Source organism: Pseudoxanthomonas sp. JBR18, assembly GCF_028198165.1.
Classification (GTDB): domain Bacteria; phylum Pseudomonadota; class Gammaproteobacteria; order Xanthomonadales; family Xanthomonadaceae; genus Pseudoxanthomonas_A.
Window position 1 is genome coordinate 3,733,890 of sequence record NZ_CP116339.1, and the last position, 19,564, is coordinate 3,753,453.

General features: G+C 66.3%; 19 protein-coding genes and 2 pseudogenes. 9 read left to right on the plus strand and 12 right to left on the minus strand.

Annotation, left to right across the window (positions count from 1 at the left end):
- Positions 1-20 precede the first annotated feature (20 nt).
- From flgM to PJ250_RS16955, 3 genes are all read left to right on the plus strand, one after another.
- Positions 21-338, plus strand: a complete 318-nt coding sequence (flgM, locus tag PJ250_RS16945) for a flagellar biosynthesis anti-sigma factor FlgM (protein WP_271645760.1) — start codon at positions 21-23, stop codon at positions 336-338.
- The gene (locus PJ250_RS16950; protein ID WP_271645761.1) at positions 335-685 is read left to right on the plus strand and encodes a flagellar protein FlgN; all 351 of its coding nucleotides are present in this window, start codon (positions 335-337) and stop codon (positions 683-685) included. Before flgM ends, PJ250_RS16950 begins: the two co-directional genes overlap by 4 nt.
- 171 nt (positions 686-856) lie before the next feature.
- Positions 857-2,041 (plus strand): ATP-binding protein, encoded by a 1,185-nt coding sequence (locus PJ250_RS16955; RefSeq protein WP_271648684.1) that lies wholly within the window; start codon positions 857-859, stop codon positions 2,039-2,041.
- Between the two features lie 36 nt (positions 2,042-2,077).
- Here PJ250_RS16955 and PJ250_RS16960 read toward each other — a convergent pair whose 3' ends face one another.
- Together PJ250_RS16960 and PJ250_RS16965 are read right to left on the minus strand one after the other, a co-directional pair.
- Positions 2,078-3,802, minus strand: coding sequence for an EAL domain-containing protein (locus PJ250_RS16960; RefSeq protein ID WP_271645762.1), 1,725 nt, complete (start codon positions 3,800-3,802; stop codon positions 2,078-2,080).
- A 4-nt stretch (positions 3,803-3,806) separates the two neighbouring features.
- Positions 3,807-5,888, minus strand: a complete 2,082-nt coding sequence (locus PJ250_RS16965) for a PAS domain-containing sensor histidine kinase (RefSeq protein ID WP_271645763.1) — start codon at positions 5,886-5,888, stop codon at positions 3,807-3,809.
- Positions 5,889-6,036: 148 nt separating this feature from the next.
- Between PJ250_RS16965 and PJ250_RS16970 the strand changes: the two genes are divergently transcribed.
- Positions 6,037-8,481, plus strand: coding sequence for a putative bifunctional diguanylate cyclase/phosphodiesterase (locus tag PJ250_RS16970; RefSeq protein WP_271645765.1), 2,445 nt, complete (start codon positions 6,037-6,039; stop codon positions 8,479-8,481).
- A gap of 482 nt (positions 8,482-8,963) precedes the next feature.
- Here the strand turns inward: PJ250_RS16970 and PJ250_RS16975 are convergent, their stop codons facing one another.
- The 5 genes from PJ250_RS16975 to PJ250_RS16995 all read right to left on the minus strand — a co-directional run bounded on the left by PJ250_RS16975 (position 8,964) and on the right by PJ250_RS16995 (position 12,913).
- A complete protein-coding gene (locus PJ250_RS16975; RefSeq protein WP_271645766.1) occupies positions 8,964-9,200 on the minus strand; it encodes a hypothetical protein in 237 nt (78 codons plus the stop codon).
- Positions 9,201-9,357: 157 nt separating this feature from the next.
- Positions 9,358-10,548, minus strand: coding sequence for a methyl-accepting chemotaxis protein (locus PJ250_RS16980; protein WP_271645767.1), 1,191 nt, complete (start codon positions 10,546-10,548; stop codon positions 9,358-9,360).
- 174 nt (positions 10,549-10,722) lie between these two features.
- Positions 10,723-11,337, minus strand: a complete 615-nt coding sequence (gene hflD, locus PJ250_RS16985) for a high frequency lysogenization protein HflD (protein ID WP_271645768.1) — start codon at positions 11,335-11,337, stop codon at positions 10,723-10,725.
- Entirely contained in the window at positions 11,334-12,455 is a 1,122-nt protein-coding gene (gene mnmA, locus PJ250_RS16990; RefSeq protein WP_271645769.1) for a tRNA 2-thiouridine(34) synthase MnmA, read from the minus strand. The genes hflD and mnmA overlap by 4 nt, the downstream gene beginning before the upstream one ends.
- Positions 12,452-12,913: an NUDIX hydrolase gene (locus PJ250_RS16995; protein ID WP_271645770.1), complete on the minus strand. Its 462-nt coding sequence runs from the start codon at positions 12,911-12,913 to the stop codon at positions 12,452-12,454. The genes mnmA and PJ250_RS16995 overlap by 4 nt, the downstream gene beginning before the upstream one ends.
- A 142-nt stretch (positions 12,914-13,055) precedes the next feature.
- Here PJ250_RS16995 and clpS point away from each other — a divergent pair, with 142 nt between their 5' ends.
- A complete protein-coding gene (gene clpS / locus PJ250_RS17000; RefSeq protein WP_271645771.1) occupies positions 13,056-13,376 on the plus strand; it encodes an ATP-dependent Clp protease adapter ClpS in 321 nt (106 codons plus the stop codon).
- Positions 13,377-13,485: 109 nt separating this feature from the next.
- Entirely contained in the window at positions 13,486-15,771 is a 2,286-nt protein-coding gene (gene clpA, locus PJ250_RS17005; protein ID WP_271645772.1) for an ATP-dependent Clp protease ATP-binding subunit ClpA, read from the plus strand.
- A gap of 205 nt (positions 15,772-15,976) precedes the next feature.
- Here clpA and infA read toward each other — a convergent pair whose 3' ends face one another.
- The 4 genes and pseudogenes from infA to PJ250_RS17025 all read right to left on the minus strand — a co-directional run bounded on the left by infA (position 15,977) and on the right by PJ250_RS17025 (position 17,107).
- On the minus strand, positions 15,977-16,195 hold the full coding sequence (gene infA, locus PJ250_RS17010; protein ID WP_271645773.1) for a translation initiation factor IF-1: 219 nt from the start codon (positions 16,193-16,195) through the stop codon (positions 15,977-15,979).
- Between the two features lie 87 nt (positions 16,196-16,282).
- A pseudogene (locus PJ250_RS17015) lies at positions 16,283-16,636 on the minus strand (leucyl/phenylalanyl-tRNA--protein transferase); the annotation flags it as partial.
- A 44-nt stretch (positions 16,637-16,680) separates the two neighbouring features.
- On the minus strand, positions 16,681-16,827 hold the full coding sequence (locus PJ250_RS17020) for a type 2 periplasmic-binding domain-containing protein (RefSeq protein ID WP_271645775.1): 147 nt from the start codon (positions 16,825-16,827) through the stop codon (positions 16,681-16,683).
- 10 nt (positions 16,828-16,837) lie between these two features.
- On the minus strand, positions 16,838-17,107 hold the full coding sequence (locus tag PJ250_RS17025) for a LysR family transcriptional regulator (RefSeq protein ID WP_271645776.1): 270 nt from the start codon (positions 17,105-17,107) through the stop codon (positions 16,838-16,840).
- Between the two features lie 216 nt (positions 17,108-17,323).
- On the opposite strand from PJ250_RS17025, the gene PJ250_RS17030 reads away from it, so the two are divergent.
- From PJ250_RS17030 to PJ250_RS17040, 3 genes and pseudogenes are all read left to right on the plus strand, one after another.
- Positions 17,324-17,821, plus strand: coding sequence for a lipocalin-like domain-containing protein (locus PJ250_RS17030; RefSeq protein WP_271645777.1), 498 nt, complete (start codon positions 17,324-17,326; stop codon positions 17,819-17,821).
- Positions 17,822-17,877: 56 nt separating this feature from the next.
- Positions 17,878-18,603, plus strand: coding sequence for an SDR family NAD(P)-dependent oxidoreductase (locus tag PJ250_RS17035; RefSeq protein ID WP_271645779.1), 726 nt, complete (start codon positions 17,878-17,880; stop codon positions 18,601-18,603).
- 66 nt (positions 18,604-18,669) lie between these two features.
- A pseudogene (locus tag PJ250_RS17040) lies at positions 18,670-18,807 on the plus strand (flavin reductase family protein); the annotation flags it as partial.
- Positions 18,808-18,812: 5 nt separating this feature from the next.
- Here PJ250_RS17040 and aat read toward each other — a convergent pair.
- Positions 18,813-19,559: a leucyl/phenylalanyl-tRNA--protein transferase gene (gene aat / locus PJ250_RS17045; RefSeq protein ID WP_271645780.1), complete on the minus strand. Its 747-nt coding sequence runs from the start codon at positions 19,557-19,559 to the stop codon at positions 18,813-18,815.
- Positions 19,560-19,564 lie beyond the last annotated feature (5 nt).

Here is a 19,564-nt window from a genome sequence, read left to right on the forward strand (position 1 = left end):
CCGATGACAGGACCCCACCGATGAGCCAGAAAATCGAAGGAAGCGTGCCGACTCCGGCCAGTCTTCGTACCTCATCCGTCAATACCAAAGCAGCCACTGGCGTGTCCGACGAGGGCAAGACCCGCGCGGTCGACGCCACCGCCTCGGCCGACAGCCTGAGCCTGACTGGGCAGGCCTCGGGCCTGCAGACCCTGCAGCGCGAGCTGTCCACCGCTCCGGCCGTGGACAGCAGCCGCGTCGAGGCGGTCCGCCAGTCCCTGCAGGACGGCAGCTACAAGATCAATCCCGACGCGATCGCCAGCCGCATGCTCGAGCTGGATCAGCAACTCGGCGGATGAACACCTCCGCCGCCAGTTCCGGCCTGCTGGACCAGCTCGGCGTCGCCCTCGCCGACGAGCGCCAGGCATTGCTCGACCACGACGTCGAAGGCCTGATGCGTGCCACGAGCGCCAAACTGGCGGCCCTGAAGGCCCTCGAATTCGACCTGCCCACAGAGGCCGAGGCCGGTGGACGCCTGCGCGAGCTGGCCGAAGCCAACCGGGCCAATGGCGCACTGTTGTCGCGCCGCCGCCGCGAGGTCAATTGGGCGCTGCGCCACCTTGGGCGCAGCGAGAGCGCGCCGTCCTACGACGCCAAGGGCCAGTCGAACACACTCCAGGCCAGCCGCTCCCTGGCGGTCGCCTGATTCACGGATCCTGCGTTCGCGCAGGGGGACGCGTGGGCCGCTCGGCGGCTTCAGCCGGTATATTGACGTCCGGTCCACTGCCTGAACGACTTCGTGAATTCAATCTCACCCGACAAGACCGGGCCGGCCACCTTCCCTGATCGCGATGTGCTGCTCGCCCTCGGCGAGCTCATGCACGAAGGCGCCATGCTGTTCCAGGCCGATGGCCACCTGCTGTGGTCCAACGACGCGGCCCGCACGCGCCTGTGCGAGCGTGACGACAGTGATCCGCGTCCGCTGGGCGAACGATTGACCCAGCGGCTGCCTGCCGACGCGCTGACGCAGGCCCGCTCGACCGGCCGCTGGGGTGGCAGCCTGCCGGTGGACGACAAGATCGTCCTGGCGCATCTGTACTTCCATGCCGGGACCACCGAGGGCGAGGGCTACTTCCTGGCCCTGATCCAGGAGGTCAAGGGCGCGCAGGAATTCGAAGAAGAGCTACAGCTGCGGCACGCCGAGCTGCGCCAGGCCTACATGCGCCTGAGCGGTGCCCAGGACAAACTCCTGCAGTCCGAGAAGATGGCCTCGATCGGCCAGCTGGCCGCCGGCGTGGCCCATGAGATCAACAACCCGATTGGCTACGTGCATTCCAATCTTGGCAGTCTGCAGGAATACCTGCGCAGCCTGTTCACCCTGATCGAAGCCTACGAGCGCGCGCTGCGCGCGCCGGATCCCAAGGCGATGATCGATGAGATCGACGACATCCGTGAGCGCTTCGACATCGACTTCATCAGCCGCGACCTGCCGCAGCTGATGTCCGAGTCGCGCGAGGGCATCGAGCGGGTCACCCGCATCGTGCGTGACCTGAAGGACTTCTCCTACTTCGACCGGGCCGAGTCCTGGAAGCTGGTGGACCTGCACATGGGGCTGGAGTCCACGATCAACATCATCTGGAACGAGCTCAAGTACAAGGTCACCCTGGAGCGGCGCTATGGCGAACTGCCGATGGTCGAGTGCCTGCCCTCGGAATTGAACCAGGTCTACATGAACCTGCTGCTCAATGCGGGCCAGGCCATCGGCGAGCGCGGCACCATCGCCATCAGCACCGGGGTGGACGACGATCACGTGTGGATCGAGTTCAAGGACTCCGGGCCGGGCATTCCGCCGGACCTGCTGCAGCGCATCTTCGACCCGTTCTTCACCACCAAGCCCGTGGGCAGTGGCACCGGGCTGGGTCTGTCGATCTCCTACGGCATCATCAACAAGCACCACGGGCGCATCGACGTCAGCAGCCCGGCAGGCGAGGGGGCATGCTTCCGCATCGTGCTGCCGATCCGCCAACCCGCGCGTGCCGATGCCGCCAAGGGCGCGACCTGAGGGTTGCGCCAACGTCCTAGTGATGGCCGGGCCGGCTCAGGAGGGAGGATCGCGCCGCTGATCCTCGTGGGTCCTGAAGGCCTGGCGGATGTGCTTGCGCAGTTCCTCGTCGTTCCATGGCTTGGTCAGGAAGCGGTAGATCGAGCCGCGGTTGATCGCATCGGTGACCGTGGTCAGGTCCGTGTAGCCGGAGAGCACCAGCCGGATGGTGTCCGGATAGAGCATCTTCACCCGGCCCAGGAATTCGGTGCCGCTCATGTCGGACATGCGCTGGTCGGAAAGAATCACCTGCACGTCGTTGGTAGCCAGCAGGTCGAAGGCGTCGCGCACGTTGCCCGCCGCCAGGATCCGGTAGCCGTCGCGGCGGAACAGCCGGACCAGTGAGCGCAGCACGTTCTCCTCGTCATCCAGCAGCAGCAGAGTCTTGTCCGGACTGGATTCGGCGAAGGACTCCGGGCGGATGTAGCGTCGGCGCAGCACCGTGCCGGCGGCTTCGGCCGACATCGGCTCACCGAACAGGTAGCCCTGGAACACGTCGCAGTCGCTGCGGCGCAGAAAGCCCAGCTGGGCCTGGGATTCGACACCGTTGGCGATGACGGTCATGCCCAACTGGTGGCCCATGGCGATGATGGTGCGGGCGATGGCCGCCTCGCGGTTGCCGGCCGGGGCGCTGTTGATGAAGCTGCGGTCGATCTTGAGCCGGTCGACCGGGTAGCGCACCAGGGCGCCCAGGCTGGAGTCACCGGTCCCGAAGTTGTCCAAGCTGAGACTGACGCCCTCGCTGGAAAGCTTGGCCAGGGTCTCGTGCACGAAGTTCACGTTCTTGGTCAGGGCGCTTTCGTTGATCTCCAGCACCAGGGTCTGGGCCGGTACGCCGGTGGCCTGCAGGACCTGCATGACTTCGGAATAGAAGGTCGGCCGCAGCAACTGCAACGTGGAGACATTGACGGCGATGGTGAAGTCGTCGAAACCCTGGTCGCGCCACTGCCGGGCCTGACGCAGGGCGCCCTCCAGGACCCAGGTGCCGATCTGCACCACCACGCCCAGGCGCTCGGCGGTCAGCATGAAGCGCTCGGGCACCAGCATGCCCAGGCTGGGTGACTGCCAGCGCACCAGCGATTCCATGCCGACCACGCGCCCGTCGCGCGCGCTGACCATCGGCTGGTAACGCAGACGCAGTTCGCCGTTGGGGATGGCGTCGACGATCTGGCGGGAAATGACCCGGTCGTTGTGCGCGCTCGGCGGCCCCCCCCGCTCGAACATCCGCACCACGTTGCCGCCCTCGCGCGCGGCCTGGAGGACCGCCTGTTCGGCCAGGTCCATCAGCGGGGAGAGTTCGTCAGCGTGGTCGGGGTAGAGGCTGACCCCGATCTTGCCGGTCATGAACAGGTTGTAGGGCAGCACCGACAGCGGCAGTTCGATCTGCTGCCGGATTTCCTCGGCAAACGCCTCCGGGCCGGGGACGCCGGGCAGGCACGGCACCGCGATCAGCAGTTCGTCGCTCCCGTGGCGCCACAGCAGGCCGCGCCCGGCCAGGTGCTCGCGTAGCCGCGCGGCCAGCAGCGCCAGCGCCTGGTCGCCGACCTCGTCGCTCATGGTCTCGTTGATCGAAGCGAAGTGGTCGATGTCCAGGTGCAGCAGCATCAAGCCATGTTCACCCTCGCGTGCCCGCGCCAGCATCTCCTCCAGCGCCGGATGCCCCGCGCCCAAGCGCGCAGGCAGGCTGCCTGGAGGGTTGGCAGGAGCATCCGGGTTCCACATGGGGTCAAGATCCGAGGACATCTGACGAAGCCGACACCATGGCATAAGGCAGGTGGAGCGTCACCCGGGTACCGTTCCCGGGAGCGGAGTCGATGTGCAAGGTGCCGCCGGCGGTCTGTGCGCGTTCGCGCATCACGATCAGGCCCAGTCCACGTGGTCCGGCCGGGTCGAACCCCTCGCCGTCGTCCACCACCTCCAGGCGCAGTTGCCGGTGTCCGGCTGGCTTGAGACGCAGGGTGACCGAGCCGGCGCGCGCGTGGCGCAGGGCGTTGGTCAGGCTTTCCTGGGCGATGCGGAAGCAGGCCTGTTCGGCCTCTGCATCGGGGCGCTCGGGCAGGGGATCGATGTCCAGCTGCAGCTCCACCTGCGAGGCGCGGAACAGCATGCCGGCCTGCCAGCGCACCGCCGCCTCCAGGCCCAGGGCATCCAGTTGGGGCGGACGCAGCAGCATGGCGAGATTGCGGAGCTTGTCGATGCTCGCATCGGCGAGCTGGACGATGTGGGCCAGGTCGTCGCGCTGCCTGCCCGGGTCGGTTTCCCCCTGCGCGGCGTGGGCCGAGAGTTTCATGGCGGTGATCGCCTGCCCGACGTCGTCGTGCAGGTCGCGGGAAAGCGCCCGGCGCTCATCCTCCTGCAGGGAAAACAGGCGGCGTGCCATGGCCTGCAGTTCGCGGTTGCTCTGCTCCAGCGCATCGCGCATGCGCTCGGGTTCGCTGAGGTCGCGCACGATCAGCAGGCGGCAGTCGCGGCCGCTGTAGCGGACCTCGCCCAGCGACAGGCCCGCGTGGAAGACGCTGCCGTCCTGGCGGCGCATGCGCAGGGCCGTGCCGATCCCGACGGTGGTGTCCGGTCGGTGCATCTGGTCGCGGACATGTTCCAGATCCTGGGCGGGTACCAGACGCTCCAGCGACTCGCCCAGCAGGGTTTCACTGGTGTATCCAAGCTGCTGGGCGCAGGCCGCATTGGCATAGAGCACGTGCTCGCCATGCAGGATCAGCACGCCGTCGGGCAGCACGCGAACCAGTTCCTTGAACTGCGCTTCGCGCTCGTGCAGCAGGCGACGCGCGTCCTCGCGCTCGGTCACGTCCTGCAGCGTGCCACGCACCGCCGATCCGCTGTCGCGTTGGGATGCGTTGGCGCGCAGGTGCACGGTGAGCGCGCGTCCATCGGCGGACTGCAGTGGCACCAGCGCGTCCATGCAGACCGGACCGGCCCCGCGCAGCGGGGTCAGCAGCGCCTGCAGCTGGGCCGCGCCCTGTGCATCGCCAGCCGAGAGCAGATCTTCGAACCGATGCCGCCGCAGCGCGTCCGGCGGCGGGCGGCGCCCAAGCATCCGGTAGATCTGCTTTGAGTAGACCCCCAGCCCGGTGTCCGGATCGAACTCCCACCAACCCAATCGGGCGATGTCCTGGGCTTCCTCCAGTCGCGCCAGCGCCTGGTCCCGTCGCGCGCGCGCATCCTGCTCGGCGGTGCGATCGTCGATCACGACCAGTCGTGCATCGCGGCCTTCGCGACGCATGGGCGCATCGCGAACCTCGACCACGCGTTGGCGACCGTCGAGCAGCACGGCCTGGCCGGTTCGCAGGTGTTGGCCCTCCGCGTTCGCGACGATCGGTTGGTCCACGCCAGACCACAGGCCGTCCAGCGACCGGCCCAACAACTGGCTGCGCGAGAAGCCAAAAAAAGCGAGCGCCGCGGGGTTGGCGTCGACGATCCGCAGCTCGGGCATCTCACAGACCAGCATCGGCCCAGGATTGGTCCGGAACATCCGTCGGTAATCGGTCTTGGTCGCCGCCAACCGACGATGCGTGCGCGTGATGCGGCGGACGAGGGCGCGCAGCACGATCGAAAGTGCCAGGGTGCTGACCGCCATGAACACCAGGCCGCTGCCCAACTGGATCGCCGTCCAGCGCCCCGGCGCTCCCGTGCCGGCCCCGATCAGCAGCGGGCCGCCGATCGCCCAGGCCAGTCCCAGCGCGCCGTACACGGTGACGATCCGACGCGTCCAGCGCGTGAGCGCGTAGTGGAGCCGGCGTTCGGAGCGGTACGGGCGCGCAGCGTGGGGGGAAGCTGGAGGGGTCGCCATCGTCCGCCCATCCGGGCCGGCAAGTCACGTGTGGTCGTGATCTTAACGGCAAGCGCCGACGGGCCCAACGGGCTCAACTAAAAGCAGGGGCGGCCGATATGACTTTCGTCCGTCAGCGTCCCAGGCGGTTCAGAAGGAGCACTCCGGCGTGGATCACGGCGTCATTGCAAGCTTGCTGCGGCATCCGGTTGGGTCGGCCTTCGTCCTGTTGGACGTCGAAGGCCGCCCGCTGGCTTCCAACGGCGCGGCCCAGGCCATGGGCCTTCCCGGCGCCATCGAGGCCTACATGGATCTGCTGGCCCAGGCCGGCGGGCCCTCGCTCGCGGCCGGACGCATGGTGCCTTGCGTGTTGCCGGGGCCGCAGGCCGCCTCCCTGGAGGGGTGGCTGAGCGCGGTGCATGACGAGCACGGCCAGATCCTGGCCTATACCTTGAGCGTGCCGGAGGCATCCCCGGGCGCCGGTGCGCGGCCTGCGGTGCCGGCGCGCCTGCAGGCCCAGCTGGGGGAACAGGAAGTCATGCTGCGCGAGGCCCAGCGCATCGCCGGCATGGGCGACTGGTCGTGGGAGCTGAGCAGCGACAAAGTCGTGCTGTCCGGCGAACTGCCGACGGCGCATGGCCTGGCCACCGATCCGATGGGCGGCCGCCAATTTCTGCAACTGCTCACCCGGGCGTCCGCCGCAACGTTGGTCCGCGCGATCAGGCGCATGAAGCAGGAGTCGGTGCCGATTTCACTGGACCTGGAACTGGCCGTGCGGCGGGAAGCGCTCATGCAGGTCCGCGTCTGGGGCCGCCCGGTGCATGCGCCCGACGGACGCCTGTCCCGGATCGTGGGGCAGGTTCTCAACATCACCGCCCAGCGCCAGACCGACGCACTGATCCGCTGGCGCACTGAACTGCTCAATCGCGTCTCGGCCCTGGGCAAGATCGGAGGGTGCGAGATCGAGGTCGACACCCGCGACCTGCAATGCACCGAGGAGTGCTACCGCATTCACGGCTTGCGCAAGGAGGCGGTGTCGCTGGACCAGCTGTTGTCGCTGTATACGCACGAGTCGCGGGAGGCCTTCCAGGCCGCGCTGGCCCAGATCGCGCACGGCAGCCTGCCCGAGCAACTGGACCTGTGCTTCCACCGCCCCTCCGGACTGCGGGTCTGGGTCCAGGTCCTGATTGAACTGGACAAGCGCGACGGCCTGCCGCCGCGCTTCGTCGTGCTCTTCCGCGATATCTCGCGCGAGCGCGAGGCGAGCGAACGGATCGATAAGCTGGCCCACTACGACCTGCTCACCGGGCTTCCCAACCGCGCCCTGCTGCGCGAGCAGGCCGAGGACGCCATCCGCGAGGCGGTGGAGCAGGGCAGCACCCTGGCGGTGCTGTTCGTGGACCTGGACGGCTTCAAGAACATCAACGATTCCTATGGCCACGCCACCGGCGACATGCTGCTCAAGCTCGCGGCCGGGCGGATGCACCAGCACCTGCGCACCAGCGACCTGTTCAGCCGCTTCAGCGGCGACGAGTTCGTCATCGTGCTGCGCGACCTGGCCGATCCCGGCGATGCCGGCCATGTGGCCCGCAAGCTGATCGCGGCCCTGGCCGAGCCGCTGGAGTGGGGCGATGGGATGATCAAGCTGAGTGCGAGCATCGGAATCGCCCTGGTCGACGCCAACCACCAGGACTTCGATGGCCTGCTGCGTGCCGCCGACGCGGCGATGTACGCGGCCAAGGAGTCCGGCCGCAACACCTCCCACTATTACAGCCAGGACGTCCTGCTGCGCGCCCAGCGCCGGCGCGAGATCGAGAACGCGCTGCACGGCGCGCTGGAGCGCGAGGAGTTTTCGCTGGTGTACCAGCCGTTGGCCCACACCGCCGGCCAACGCGCCCCGGCGGTCGAAGCGCTGCTGCGATGGCACCGTCCGGGGCACGGGTTCTGCAGCCCCGCCGAATTCATTCCCATCGCCGAGCGCTGCGGTGAAATCGTGCGCATCGGCGATTGGGTGATCAGTGAGGCGTGCCGCCAGGCGGCCGCCTGGGATGCGGCCGGCCTGCGCTTCGACCGCATCTCGGTCAACGTCTCGGCCATGCAGCTGCGCGACCGCGGATTTGCCGAGCGCGTGCTGGCCATCTGCCATGCCCATGGCTGGTCGCCGACCCGGCTGGAGCTGGAGCTCACCGAGTCGGCGCTGATCCGCGACACCGAGGCCCTGCGGCACTGCTTCGATCTGTTCGAAAAGCACGGCGTACCGCTTGCCGTGGACGATTTCGGGACCGGCTTTTCCAACCTGCACTATCTCAACCGGTTCCCCGTGCACCGCCTGAAGATCGATCGCAGCTTCGTGCAGGACATGCTGCATGACCTGGGGACGGCCAAGGTCACCCAGGCCATCATCCAACTGGGGCATGCGCTGGGGATGCAGGTGGTCGCCGAGGGCGTGGAAACCGTGCAGGAAGACGCGCTGCTGCGCGAACAGGGCTGCGACGAGATCCAGGGCTACCTGTACTCGCGGCCGTTGCCGCCGCGGGAGATGTCGATCTTTCTGCGCGGTCGCCAGGACAGCCTGGTGACCGTTGCGCCGACCATGGCCGTCGCCGAGCACTAAGCCACACGCGTCAACATGGTTGCGTCGCCCGAAGAAGCCCGCGCCTTGCGCGGGCTTCGCGTTTGAGAGCGCCTAAGACGGGGCTGACCGATTAGCTGGGGTTTGCGCCGCGCGGCGCTTCGGATGGGCTTCGTTGGCCTGCGCGCCGCAAGCGAACGCGGGATATCACGGTCCATGGTCTTGACCGCTCCATGGGTAGCGGCCAGGCGCGGGCGAGGATCTGCTCACTCAGCGCCGCCCGGCGCATTGATGCCAGAACAGGATCCGGCTGTTGCCGGGTTCATCCCAAGGAGGGCGATGCGCCGATGTCGAATGTCGGGGCCGGCGCCCAGGCGATGCCGACGCCCAGGCGCATCTGCCGCGTGCGCTTCACGATCAGCGGACAGCTGCGCGCAACCCGCCGGATTCAGTCGTTCTGAACATCCGCCGGCCAGGCGTGGCGGGCTTCAATCCGTTCCTGGCCTTCAATCGGCCCGGTTGCCTTATTGGCTGTCCGTGGTCGCAACACCCATGGCCTGCAGGGCATGGCCATCCAGGCCCAGATCCCACGCCAGGGAGGCGAGGACCGGGTCGAGCTTGGCCTGCGGCGGCGTGCTTGCGGTGGCCTGGGCGCGTAGCTGGCCCAGTTCCGCGCGGGCCAGGGCCTCGAGCCGCTGGAGGGCCGGGGCGTCATCGGAAGGCACGGATTCGTTGGGCTGGCGGGTGAAGGCTTGGATCATGGGAGGCGATGGCCGAAACCAGTGCGCAGAGGGGAGAGGTCGGGGATGACGGGGGTCGATGCCGTCAGCATTGCTGACGTCCAACGGACGAACGACCCGGCCAGGCGCAGGGCCGGACCGGGTCGCTCGATGCCGCGGATCTTGCGTGGGCGCTGGCTCAGAACAACTCCACCGTGCCCGCGCCCATGTCCTGCTGTGCAACCGGCTTGTGCGGCGGACGCTCCCACTCCACGCGCATCTCGCGCAAGCGGGTCCCCACCCGCTGCAGTGCCGCGATCAGTTCGCCGTCGAACACCCCGCCACTGCGATGCAGCAGTTCCTGCAGGCCGACCGCCTCGCGGTTGATCGCGGTCAGGCGGTCCAGGTGGGTGTGGACGCCGCCCAGGGCCTGGGTGGCGATGTCCTCGAACTGCAAGGCGCGCACGGCTTCGGCGACGCTGCTGTCGATCGAGCGGCCGCACTCGGAGATCTCGCGCACGCCCTCGCCCAGGGAGCGGTTGATCGCCGCGACGTTGTCCAGCATCGCCGCTGCCTCGTGACGCGCTTCACGTGAGCGGTCCATGTCGCGCGAGGCCATGTTGGAGACCGTCTCGCGGACCTTGGCAATGGCGTCCTTGGAGCTGTGCGCCAGTTTGCGGATCTGCTCGTTGAAGCTGGTCGAGCGCTCGGACAGGTTGCGGACCTCGTCGGCGACCACCGCGAAGCCGCGCCCGGCTTCACCGGCGCGCGCCGCTTCGATCGCCGCGTTCAGCGCCAGCAGGTTGGTCTGGTCGGCGATCGACTTGACGTCCTCCAGCAGGGCGAAGATGCCGTCCAGGTGCTGGGCCATCTCGTCGATGTGCTGGACCGTGGTGCTGCTCTGGCCGCTGACCTGCTCCAGCGCCTCGACCAGTTGTTCCATGCGCGAACTGGCATGCTGGGCGAAGCGGGCCACGTCGATGCCCGACCCGCCTTCCTCGCCGGTCCGGTCCACGATGCGGGCCAGCGCCTGGCTCTGCTGGCGCGACTTGCGGTTCATGGCCTCGAAACTGCCGCCCAGACCGGACACCGCCTGGCGGATCAGCTCGCGGGCACGCTCGATCTCGCTACGCGAGCCGTCGATCTCGTTGCTGACGAAGCTGCGCAGGTCCGAGAGCAACTGGTCCTGCTCGCGCATCGCCTTGCTTTGCTCCGGGGAGCGGCGTGAGTGGCTGTAGGTCACCCAGCCGGCATAGCCCAGCCAGCTCAGTGTCATGGTGGTGAGGATCGCCCAGCGCATGGCGGCGGGCCAATCCAGCGCCGTGGCCAGGGGGAAGAGCAGCGTCAGGACCAGCGGAGCGGCCAGACGGATGAGGAGGCGTGAGTACATGGTCGTTCTCGGCAGAGTCACGATTGCTGTATCGGCCGCCCCCCCTGGGTCTTTAGTCGGCCGGGTGCATCTGCGACGCCGTTCGCACCGCGTTCCAGCGCATTGGGGCGTGCGCTGGAGATGACGAAATTGAAAGGCGCGCTGCGCGATCCGCCGCTTGGTGCGTTGCGCGGCTTACGCCCCCAGCCAGCTGCGTGCGGCCTGGACCATGGCCTTGCGCGAGAACACGAAGTCCCAAAGGCTGCCCCCCAGCTGACGCCACAGCACCGCGGCGCGCACGGCCGCCAGCAGGATTGCGCGGATCTCCGAGACCACGCCGGGTTGGCCCAGGTAATGCGGGTTTCCCTGGATCATCACCCGCGGCCGCAGGTGACTGATCGTGTCCGAGTAGAGCGTGCCCAGAGCCGTCAGGACATCCGGATGGGTGCTGCCGCGCTCGGCGGCCTGGGGGGCGATTTCCTCCAGGCCACCGCTCACGGCGCGGACCGTGTCGGTTTCCCGGACGAAGCGGCGTTCGACCTGCAGCACCGAGAGCGCCAGGCGGGGCAGGGACGCGTCCTTGTTCTGGCCTTCGAAGTAATCACGCAGCAGGCGCAGCCCCGGCGCCAGGGACGAGGCACGGGCGTAGACGGCCTCCGTGGAAGCGGCATCGACACGGAACACACTGTCCAGCACCGCGCTGGCCGCACCGTCCTCGGACTGCCCGGTTTCGGCGATCCGACGCACCTGTGCCAGCGATTGGGCCAGGGCGGCCAACGCGAGCACGCGCTCATTCAGTGGCGCGCTCATGCCGCCTGCTCCCGCAGACGCAATTCCAGCGGCGCGTTGGTCGAGGCGATCACCGCCCCGCCCAGGCAGTCCTGCCCGTCGTACAGCACCACCGATTGGCCGGGGGTGACCGCGCGTTGTGGGCGTGCAAATTCGATATCCAGTGTTCCGTCCTCAAGTACATGCACCGTGCAGGGCTCTGCGGCCTGCCGGTAGCGGGTCTGCGCACTGCAGTCGATGCGGGCGGCGGGCGCGGCGCCGGCGACCCAATGCATCGATTCACTGCGCAGGCGGGTGGAGTGCAGATAGGGACTGGCGGTGTCCTGATCGACATAGAGCACATTGCCGGTCACGTCCTTACCCACGACATACCAGGGCGCCGCGGCACGCCCGCGGACGCCGCCGATGTTCAGCCCCTCGCGCTGCCCCAGGGTAAAGAAGAACACGCCGGGATGCTGGCCGATGACCGCGCCATCCGGGTCGCGCATCTCCCCGGTCTTGGCTGGCAGGTACTGGCCGAGGAACTGGCGGAAATCGCGCTCGCCGATGAAGCAGATGCCGGTCGAATCCTTCTTGTCGTGGACCGGCAGCCCAGCCTGGCGTGCGATTCCGCGCAGATCCGGCTTGTGCAGGTGGCCGATCGGAAACAGGGTCGCGGCCAGCTGCTCCTGCCCGAGCTGATGCAGGAAGTAGCTCTGGTCCTTGGCCGTGTCCACCCCGCGCAGCAGGTGCCAGCGGCGTCCCCGCTGCTCGACCCGGGCGTAGTGGCCGGTGGCGATCTTCTCGGCGCCCAGTTCACGGGCCGCGTCGATGAAATGCTTGAACTTGACCTCGCGGTTACACAGCACGTCCGGGTTGGGCGTGCGCCCAGCGGCGTATTCCGCCAGGAAATGCGCGAACACCCCATTCCAGTATTCCTGCGAGAAATCGCGAAAGTGAAAGGGCAAGCCCAGCCGCCCGCAAACCGCCACCGCGTCGCGCCGGTCGTCCTCGGCGCGGCAATCGCCGCTGCCGTCGTCGGACCAGTTCTGCATGAACAGCCCCGCGGCCGGAACCCCCGAGCGGACCAGTTCCAGCGCGGCCACCGACGAGTCGACCCCGCCGGACACACCGACCACCACGCGCGGGGCGGTGCTCATGCCAGCTGCGCCACCGCGGACAGCGGCAAGCGGCGTCCGGCCAGGTAATCGGCGGCCACCCGCCACACCAGCGGACTGCGATGTCGCGCCTGCGCCTGGCGCAGTTCGTCCGGCGTCATCCACAGTGCCCGGACGATGCCCTCGTCGAGCGCGCGCGCCGCGTCGTGGGAGACCGGCTCGCCTGCGAAAGCAAAGCGCAGGTAGTGCCGGCCGGTTTCGGCCTTCCACTGGTAGGCGCCTACGAAATGGGTCAGGCGCACCGTCCAGCCGCTTTCCTCGAGCGTCTCCCGCAAGGCGGCGTCCTGCAGGCTCTCGTCTGGCTCGAGGTGGCCGGCTGGCTGGTTCAGGACCAGTCGTCCCTCGGCGTGCTCCTCGACCAGCAGCAGGCGCCCGTCGCGCACCACGATGGTCGCCACCGTGGTATCGGGCTGCCAAAAACGGTCATCCGGGAAGCTCATCGTGATCCATTCCTTGTCGACATTGGCCCGATATTGGGACAGTCGCAGGTGAAATCATCCTGGCGGTAAAACGGGCGGGCAGGGCACATCGTGCAAATTGTGCGTGCGCGGACGCAGCCCGTCCATTCCGTATAATTGCCGCATGCCCCGCACCCCCGAACACGAGCAAGACCATGGCGTCCTGGTGGAAACCGGAAAGCCGGAGGTCACCCCGCCGCCCCTGTATCAGGTCCTGCTGCTCAACGACGACTACACACCGATGGATTTCGTGATCACGGTGCTGCAGCAGTTCTTCAACATGGACCTGGAGAAGGCCACCCAGGTGATGCTGCACGTCCACACCCGCGGACGCGGCGTGTGCGGCGTCTACACACGCGAAGTGGCAGAGTCGAAGGTGGCCCAGGTCAACGAGTATTCGAGGATGAGTCAGCATCCTTTGCTGTGCACGATGGAACAGTCCTGAGCCAGCCGCCCGTATCGCGCAACCCGCGCTGAATAGGTCAGCGCAAGGCAGTTGTGGAAATTCCCGCTACAGGCCGCATATTGTTGGCAACAGCAGTTGGGAGCGACCCATGTTCAGCAAAGATCTCGAGCAGACGATCGGCCAGTGCTACAAGCGTGCCCGCGAGGCGCGGCACGAATTCATGACGGTCGAACACTTGCTGCTCGCCCTCCTCGACAACCCGTCCGCGCAGGCGGTCCTGAAGGCCACCGGCGCCGACACCGGGCGTTTGCGCCTGGATCTGGACCAGGCGGTCGAGGCCTCGGTCTCGCGCCTGGCCGAGGACGATGGACGCGACACCCAGCCCACGCTGGGCTTCCAGCGCGTGCTGCAGCGGGCCGTCTACCACGTCCAGTCCTCCGGCAAGAAGGAAGTCACCGGCGCCAATGTGCTGGTGGCGATCTTCGGCGAGAAGGATTCCCACGCGGTGTACTTCCTGAATCAGCAGGACGTCACCCGCCTGGACATCGTCAATTACCTGTCCCACGGCATCGCCCGGCAGGGCGAGGGCGAGGCGCAGGGATCGGCCGAACCCGGCGAGGGCAAGGCAGAAGGCGGCGAAAGCGAAGCCAAGGGCGACGCGTTGGCCGAATACGCCAGCAACCTCAACGACGCGGCCCGCAACGGCAGGATCGATCCGCTGGTCGGGCGCGGCGAGGAAATCGAGCGCACCATCCAGGTCCTGTGCCGCCGCCGCAAGAACAATCCGCTCTACGTCGGCGAGGCCGGCGTGGGCAAGACGGCCCTGGCCGAAGGTCTGGCCAAGCGCATCGTCGACGGCGAGGTGCCCGAAGTCCTGGAGGATGCTGTCATCTATTCGTTGGACCTGGGCGCGCTGGTTGCGGGGACCAAGTATCGCGGCGACTTCGAAAAGCGTCTCAAGGCCGTGCTGAGCGCGCTGAAGAAGGTGCCCAATGCGGTGCTGTTCATCGACGAGATCCACACGATCATCGGCGCCGGATCGGCCTCTGGCGGCACCATGGATGCCTCCAATCTGATCAAGCCGGCCCTGGCGTCGGGCGAGCTGCGCTGCATCGGGTCGACCACCTTCCAGGAATATCGCGGCATCTTCGAAAAGGACCGCGCCCTGGCGCGCCGTTTCCAGAAGATCGACGTGGTCGAGCCGACCATCAGCGAGACCTACGAGATTTTGCTGGGCCTGAAGGCCAAGTACGAGTCGCACCACAACGTCAGCTACGCCGACGAGGCGCTGCAGGCCGCGGTGGACCTGTCGGTCAAGCACATCGGGGACCGCTTGCTGCCGGACAAGGCGATCGACGTGATCGACGAAGCCGGTGCCCGACAGCGCCTGCTGCCTGAAGAGCAGCGCAAGACCCTGATCGACGTGGAAGAGATCGAGACCATCGTGGCCAAGATGGCGCGCATCCCGGCCAAGCAGGTCAGTGCGACCGACAAGGACGTGCTGCAGCATCTGGATCGCAACCTGAAGATGGTCATCTTCGGCCAGGATCCGGCGATCGATTCGCTGGCGTCGGCCATCAAGCTGGCGCGCAGCGGCCTGGGCAATCCGGACAAGCCGATCGGCAACTTCCTGTTCGCGGGCCCGACCGGCGTGGGCAAGACCGAGGTGACCCGCCAGTTGGCCATGCAGCTGGGCATCGAGCTGGTGCGCTTCGACATGTCCGAGTACATGGAGCCGCATTCGATCAGCCGCCTGATCGGTGCGCCTCCCGGCTACGTCGGATTCGACCAGGGCGGTTTGCTGACCGAGAAGATCGTCAAGACGCCGCACTGCGTGCTGCTGCTGGACGAGGTCGAGAAGGCGCACCCCGACATCTTCAACATCCTGCTGCAGGTCATGGACCGCGGCGTGCTAACCGACACCAACGGGCGCGAGGCCAACTTCAAGAACGTGATCCTAGTGATGACGACCAATGCGGGTGCGGCGCAGGCCTCGCGTCGGTCGATCGGCTTCACCAAGCAGGATCACTCCACCGATGCGATGGAAGTCATCCGCCGCGGCTTCACCCCGGAATTCCGCAATCGCCTGGATGCGATCGTGCAGTTCCAGGCACTGGGCTTCGACCACATCCTGCGCGTGGTCGACAAGTTCATGATCGAACTGGAGATGCTGCTACACGAAAAGCACGTCACCCTGTCGGCCACGCCCGAGGCGCGCGACTGGCTGGCCCAGCATGGTTTCGATCCGCAGATGGGCGCCCGCCCGATGGCCCGCGTGATCCAGGACAAGATCAAGCGTCCGCTGGCTGACGAGCTGCTGTTTGGCAAGCTGATAGAGGGCGGCAAGGTCAGCATCGACGTCAAGGACGACGAGCTCGTCGTCACCGCCCAGCCCGAGCCCGAGCGGCTGCTGCCGGCGACCGTGGAGGACTGATCTTCGGTCCATCTGGCGCCGGCGATTGGCCAAAGCCAATATAAGAAGAAGGGAAGGCGGCCTTGCGTCGTCTTCCTCGTTTTCCAGGCTGAGAGGCGGATCCGTGCGCCGTCGTTTGCAGCGGTGCCAGGGGCGCGCTCCTCGACGTAACGCAAAAAGGCAGCCTCTCGGCTGCCTCTGCGGTCGGCGCTGCAAGCGCGGCCCGTTATTTCATGCGGTAGGTGATGCGGCCCTTGGTCAGGTCGTAGGGCGTCATTTCGACCTTCACCCGGTCACCGGTCAGGATGCGAATGTAGTTCTTGCGCATGCGGCCGGAGATATGGGCGATGATCTCGTGGCCGTTTTCCAGGCGCACGCGGAACATGGTGTTGGGCAGCGTCTCGGTGACGGCGCCTTCGAATTCGATTGAATCGTCTTTCGACATGGATGCCTGCTGAGAGTGCGGGCGGACCGGGCGGGCCCGCGAAGCCAGTCATTATAACCTGAAGCTGGTGTCACCGCAAAAAATGCGTTAAGCCACGCACAGTGTGGCGGCTGGCAGATGACCCACCGGCGTGGTCCAGGGGCCGATCCGGCCCTCCTGCTTCACCAAGCCTGCAATCTTGCGCAGGAAGCGGTCTCGTGGCATCGGCTCGGCGCCCATGCGGGTCAGGTGATCGTTGGCGACCTGGGCGTCGATCAGCGGCCAGCCCCAGCCCCGCAGCACGTGGGACAGGCCTGCGAGGGCGGCTTTCGAACCTCCCGAGCATGCCGAGAACATGCTCTCCCCGAAAAACATGCGACCGATCGCCACGCCGTAGATGCCGCCGACGAGCGTGCCGGTGTCATCCCAGAACTCCAGCGAATGCGCGTGTCCGAGACCATGTCCTGCGGAATCGTCTCCATCAGGCGCACGCCTGCATCGAACCCCTATTCCACGACATCGACGAGACGTCCTTCCGAAACCAGATCGAGCTCGACGTCGGGATAGCGATCCAGGAACGGAGGCACGACGTGTCTCGGGAGGATACGGGCACCGCTCTTGTTGGCATTGATCCGCAGCGTGCCGGTCGGCATGCCGCGCTCCTCAGAAAGGGTATCGAGCGCCTGATCGAGATCCTGAAGAACCGGGTGGAACCGGGTGGAACCGAGCGAGCATCCGGGCGCCAGCCTGGGTCAGTGACACGCGGCGTGTCGTCCGGTCGAAAAGCCGGATGCCCAGTTTGCCCTCGAGTCCGATGATCGTGTGGCTGAGCGCGGAGCGCGAGACCCCCATGACGTCTGCCGCCCTGCGAAAGCTGAGGTGACTGGCCACTGCCGTGAAGGCGGCCAGGTCATTCAGGCTGGGACGCACCATTCGTGATTATTCCTCACCACCTCATCCCATATTGAAGATCTTATAACACCAACCCCCGTGATTTACATTCGCAGACTTGCAAACGGGTAATCGCCTGAAGAAAACATGGTTCATCACCGGCAGGCACTCGAGGCGCAGTGGGAAGTCGCCCATTCCACCGACCGCCAGGCTCCGTGAAGTCGCCGCAACCTAGACACCAGGAACAGAGGAAAAAACATGTCTATTCGTCCCGTCATGCTGGCGCTCGCCCTCGGCACCTTGTCCTCATTCGCCTTCGCACAGACCAGCGCTGAAAATCAGGTACTGGGCACATGGAAAATGGTATCGGCGACGATTGACCCTGCCGGAAAGAATATTACCGCCTATGGAGAAAAGCCCAACAGTCTCCTCGTCTTTACGCCCGATATGCACTTCGTGGAGGTACTTACCGACGCCGACACGCCTCGTTTTGCGTCCAATGCGCGCGGTGAGGGGACGGATAAAGAGAACCGTATGGCGATGTCACGCAGTATCGGATTCTTCGGCACCTATACTGTCGACAGCAATGGAGAATTTAGCGGAAACCGTGTCTTGGGTTCGACATTCCCAAATTGGGTGGGCAGCGTGCGGACCCGTGACGATCTGACGCTTACTGTTGATGGTGACCGCATGTCCGAGAGATTTCGGCGGCCCGAGGGCACCGAGATCCAGATCGAATGGCGACGCGTCAAATAAGGTGAGAGGCCGCAGGACTGCGGACGGCAAGGCCCCCTTCATCGAGTTGAACAATCATGCAGCACATCCAGAAGCCTTTGGCAAAGGTCATCCTCATCACAGGCGCTGGACGCGGCATCGGCGCTGCGCTCGCTGTCGCGGCTGCGTCCGAGGGGCACTATGTCGCTGTAAATTATCGCTCTCAGAGCGCCGAAGTCGATCAGTTGGTGTCTTGCTTGAATGACGGCATCGGTATTCGGGCGGATGTCAGCATCGCCGAGGATGCTCAGCGGCTTATTAATGAAACGCTCGCGCACTTCGGTCGCATCGACTGCGTGATCAACAACGCGGGCATCGGCGAAGTATGCCCGATCGACCGTCTCGATCTCGCGCATTTCCAGAAGACGCTTCATGCAAACTTGACGAGCGCTTTTCTTGTCTCGCAAGCGGCATGGCCTCACATGACGCGAGACGGTGGCCGGCTTATCTTCATGTCGTCCGCCGCCGCCCGCACCGGCGGGGGACTTTCAGCCGCCTATGCCGCTTCGAAAGGCGGCGTCGAGAGCCTGATGCATGCCTATGCCACTGCACTGCGCCAGCACCGCATTACCGCCAACGCCATAGCCCCCGCGTTGATCGAAAGCAGAATGGCCAAAGCGATTGCTTCAGGTCCCACCGAAAACCTTCCACTAGGGCGTTTGGGTCGCCCTGAAGAACTCTGGCCGGCGACACGGATGATCATCGAGACCGAATATCTAACAGGCCAAACCATTCATGTCGATGCCGGCAGATTCATGACCTGAATGCGTGGCGAACGGGCCGCCAGCGATCCAAAAAAGATAAATCACATTGATCCAGGAAGACCGGTTATGTATGCGCATCACTTCTATGAGTCAAGCAAAGGGCATGGCCTTCAACATGACCCCTTGAATTCGATCGTCGCGCCACGCCCGATTGGCTGGATCAGCACCCTAAGCGAGGACGGGAAAGCGAACCTGGCTCCATACGGCTGTTAAGCCACGCACAGTGTGGCGGCTGGCAGATGACCCACCGACGTGGTCCAGGGGCCGATCCGGCCCTCCTGCTTCACCAAGTCTGCGATCTTGCGCAGGAAGCGGTCTCGTTGCATCGGCTCGGCGCCCATGCGGGTCAGGTGATCGTTGGCGACCTGGGCGTCGATCAGCGGCCAGCCCCAGCCCCGCAGCACGTGGGACAGGCCTGCGAGGGCGGCTTTCGAGCCTCCTGAGCATGCCGAGAACATGCTCTCGCCAAAAAACATGCGGCCGATGGCGATGCCGTAGATGCCGCCGACGAGCGTGCCGCTGTCATCCCAGACCTCCAGCGAATGCGCGTGTCCGAGTCGGTGCAGCTGTCCGTAGGCGTGCGCCATGTCCGCGGTGATCCATGTGCCGTCCTGGCCGGGACGCGGCGCGGTGGCGCAGGCCTGGAGCACTTGGTCGAACGCGGTATCGGCACGTAGGACCCAGGCACTGCCGCGCAGCTGGCGGCGGAATCGGGAGGACAGGAGAACGCGGCCGGTGGAAAAGACGGTGCGCGGGTCCGGGGACCACCACAACGGCGGCTGGCCGTCCGAGAACCAGGGAAAGATGCCAGCTCGATAGGCGTTGAGCAGGCGCGGTGGTGACAGGTCACCGCCCACGGCCAGCAGGCCGTCGGGTTCCGTGAGCGCCAGGGAGGGGTCGGGAAAGGGGGCGTCCTGCGCGGGGCCGAGCAGGAAGGGCAGGGATCGGGGCGCCATGGGGC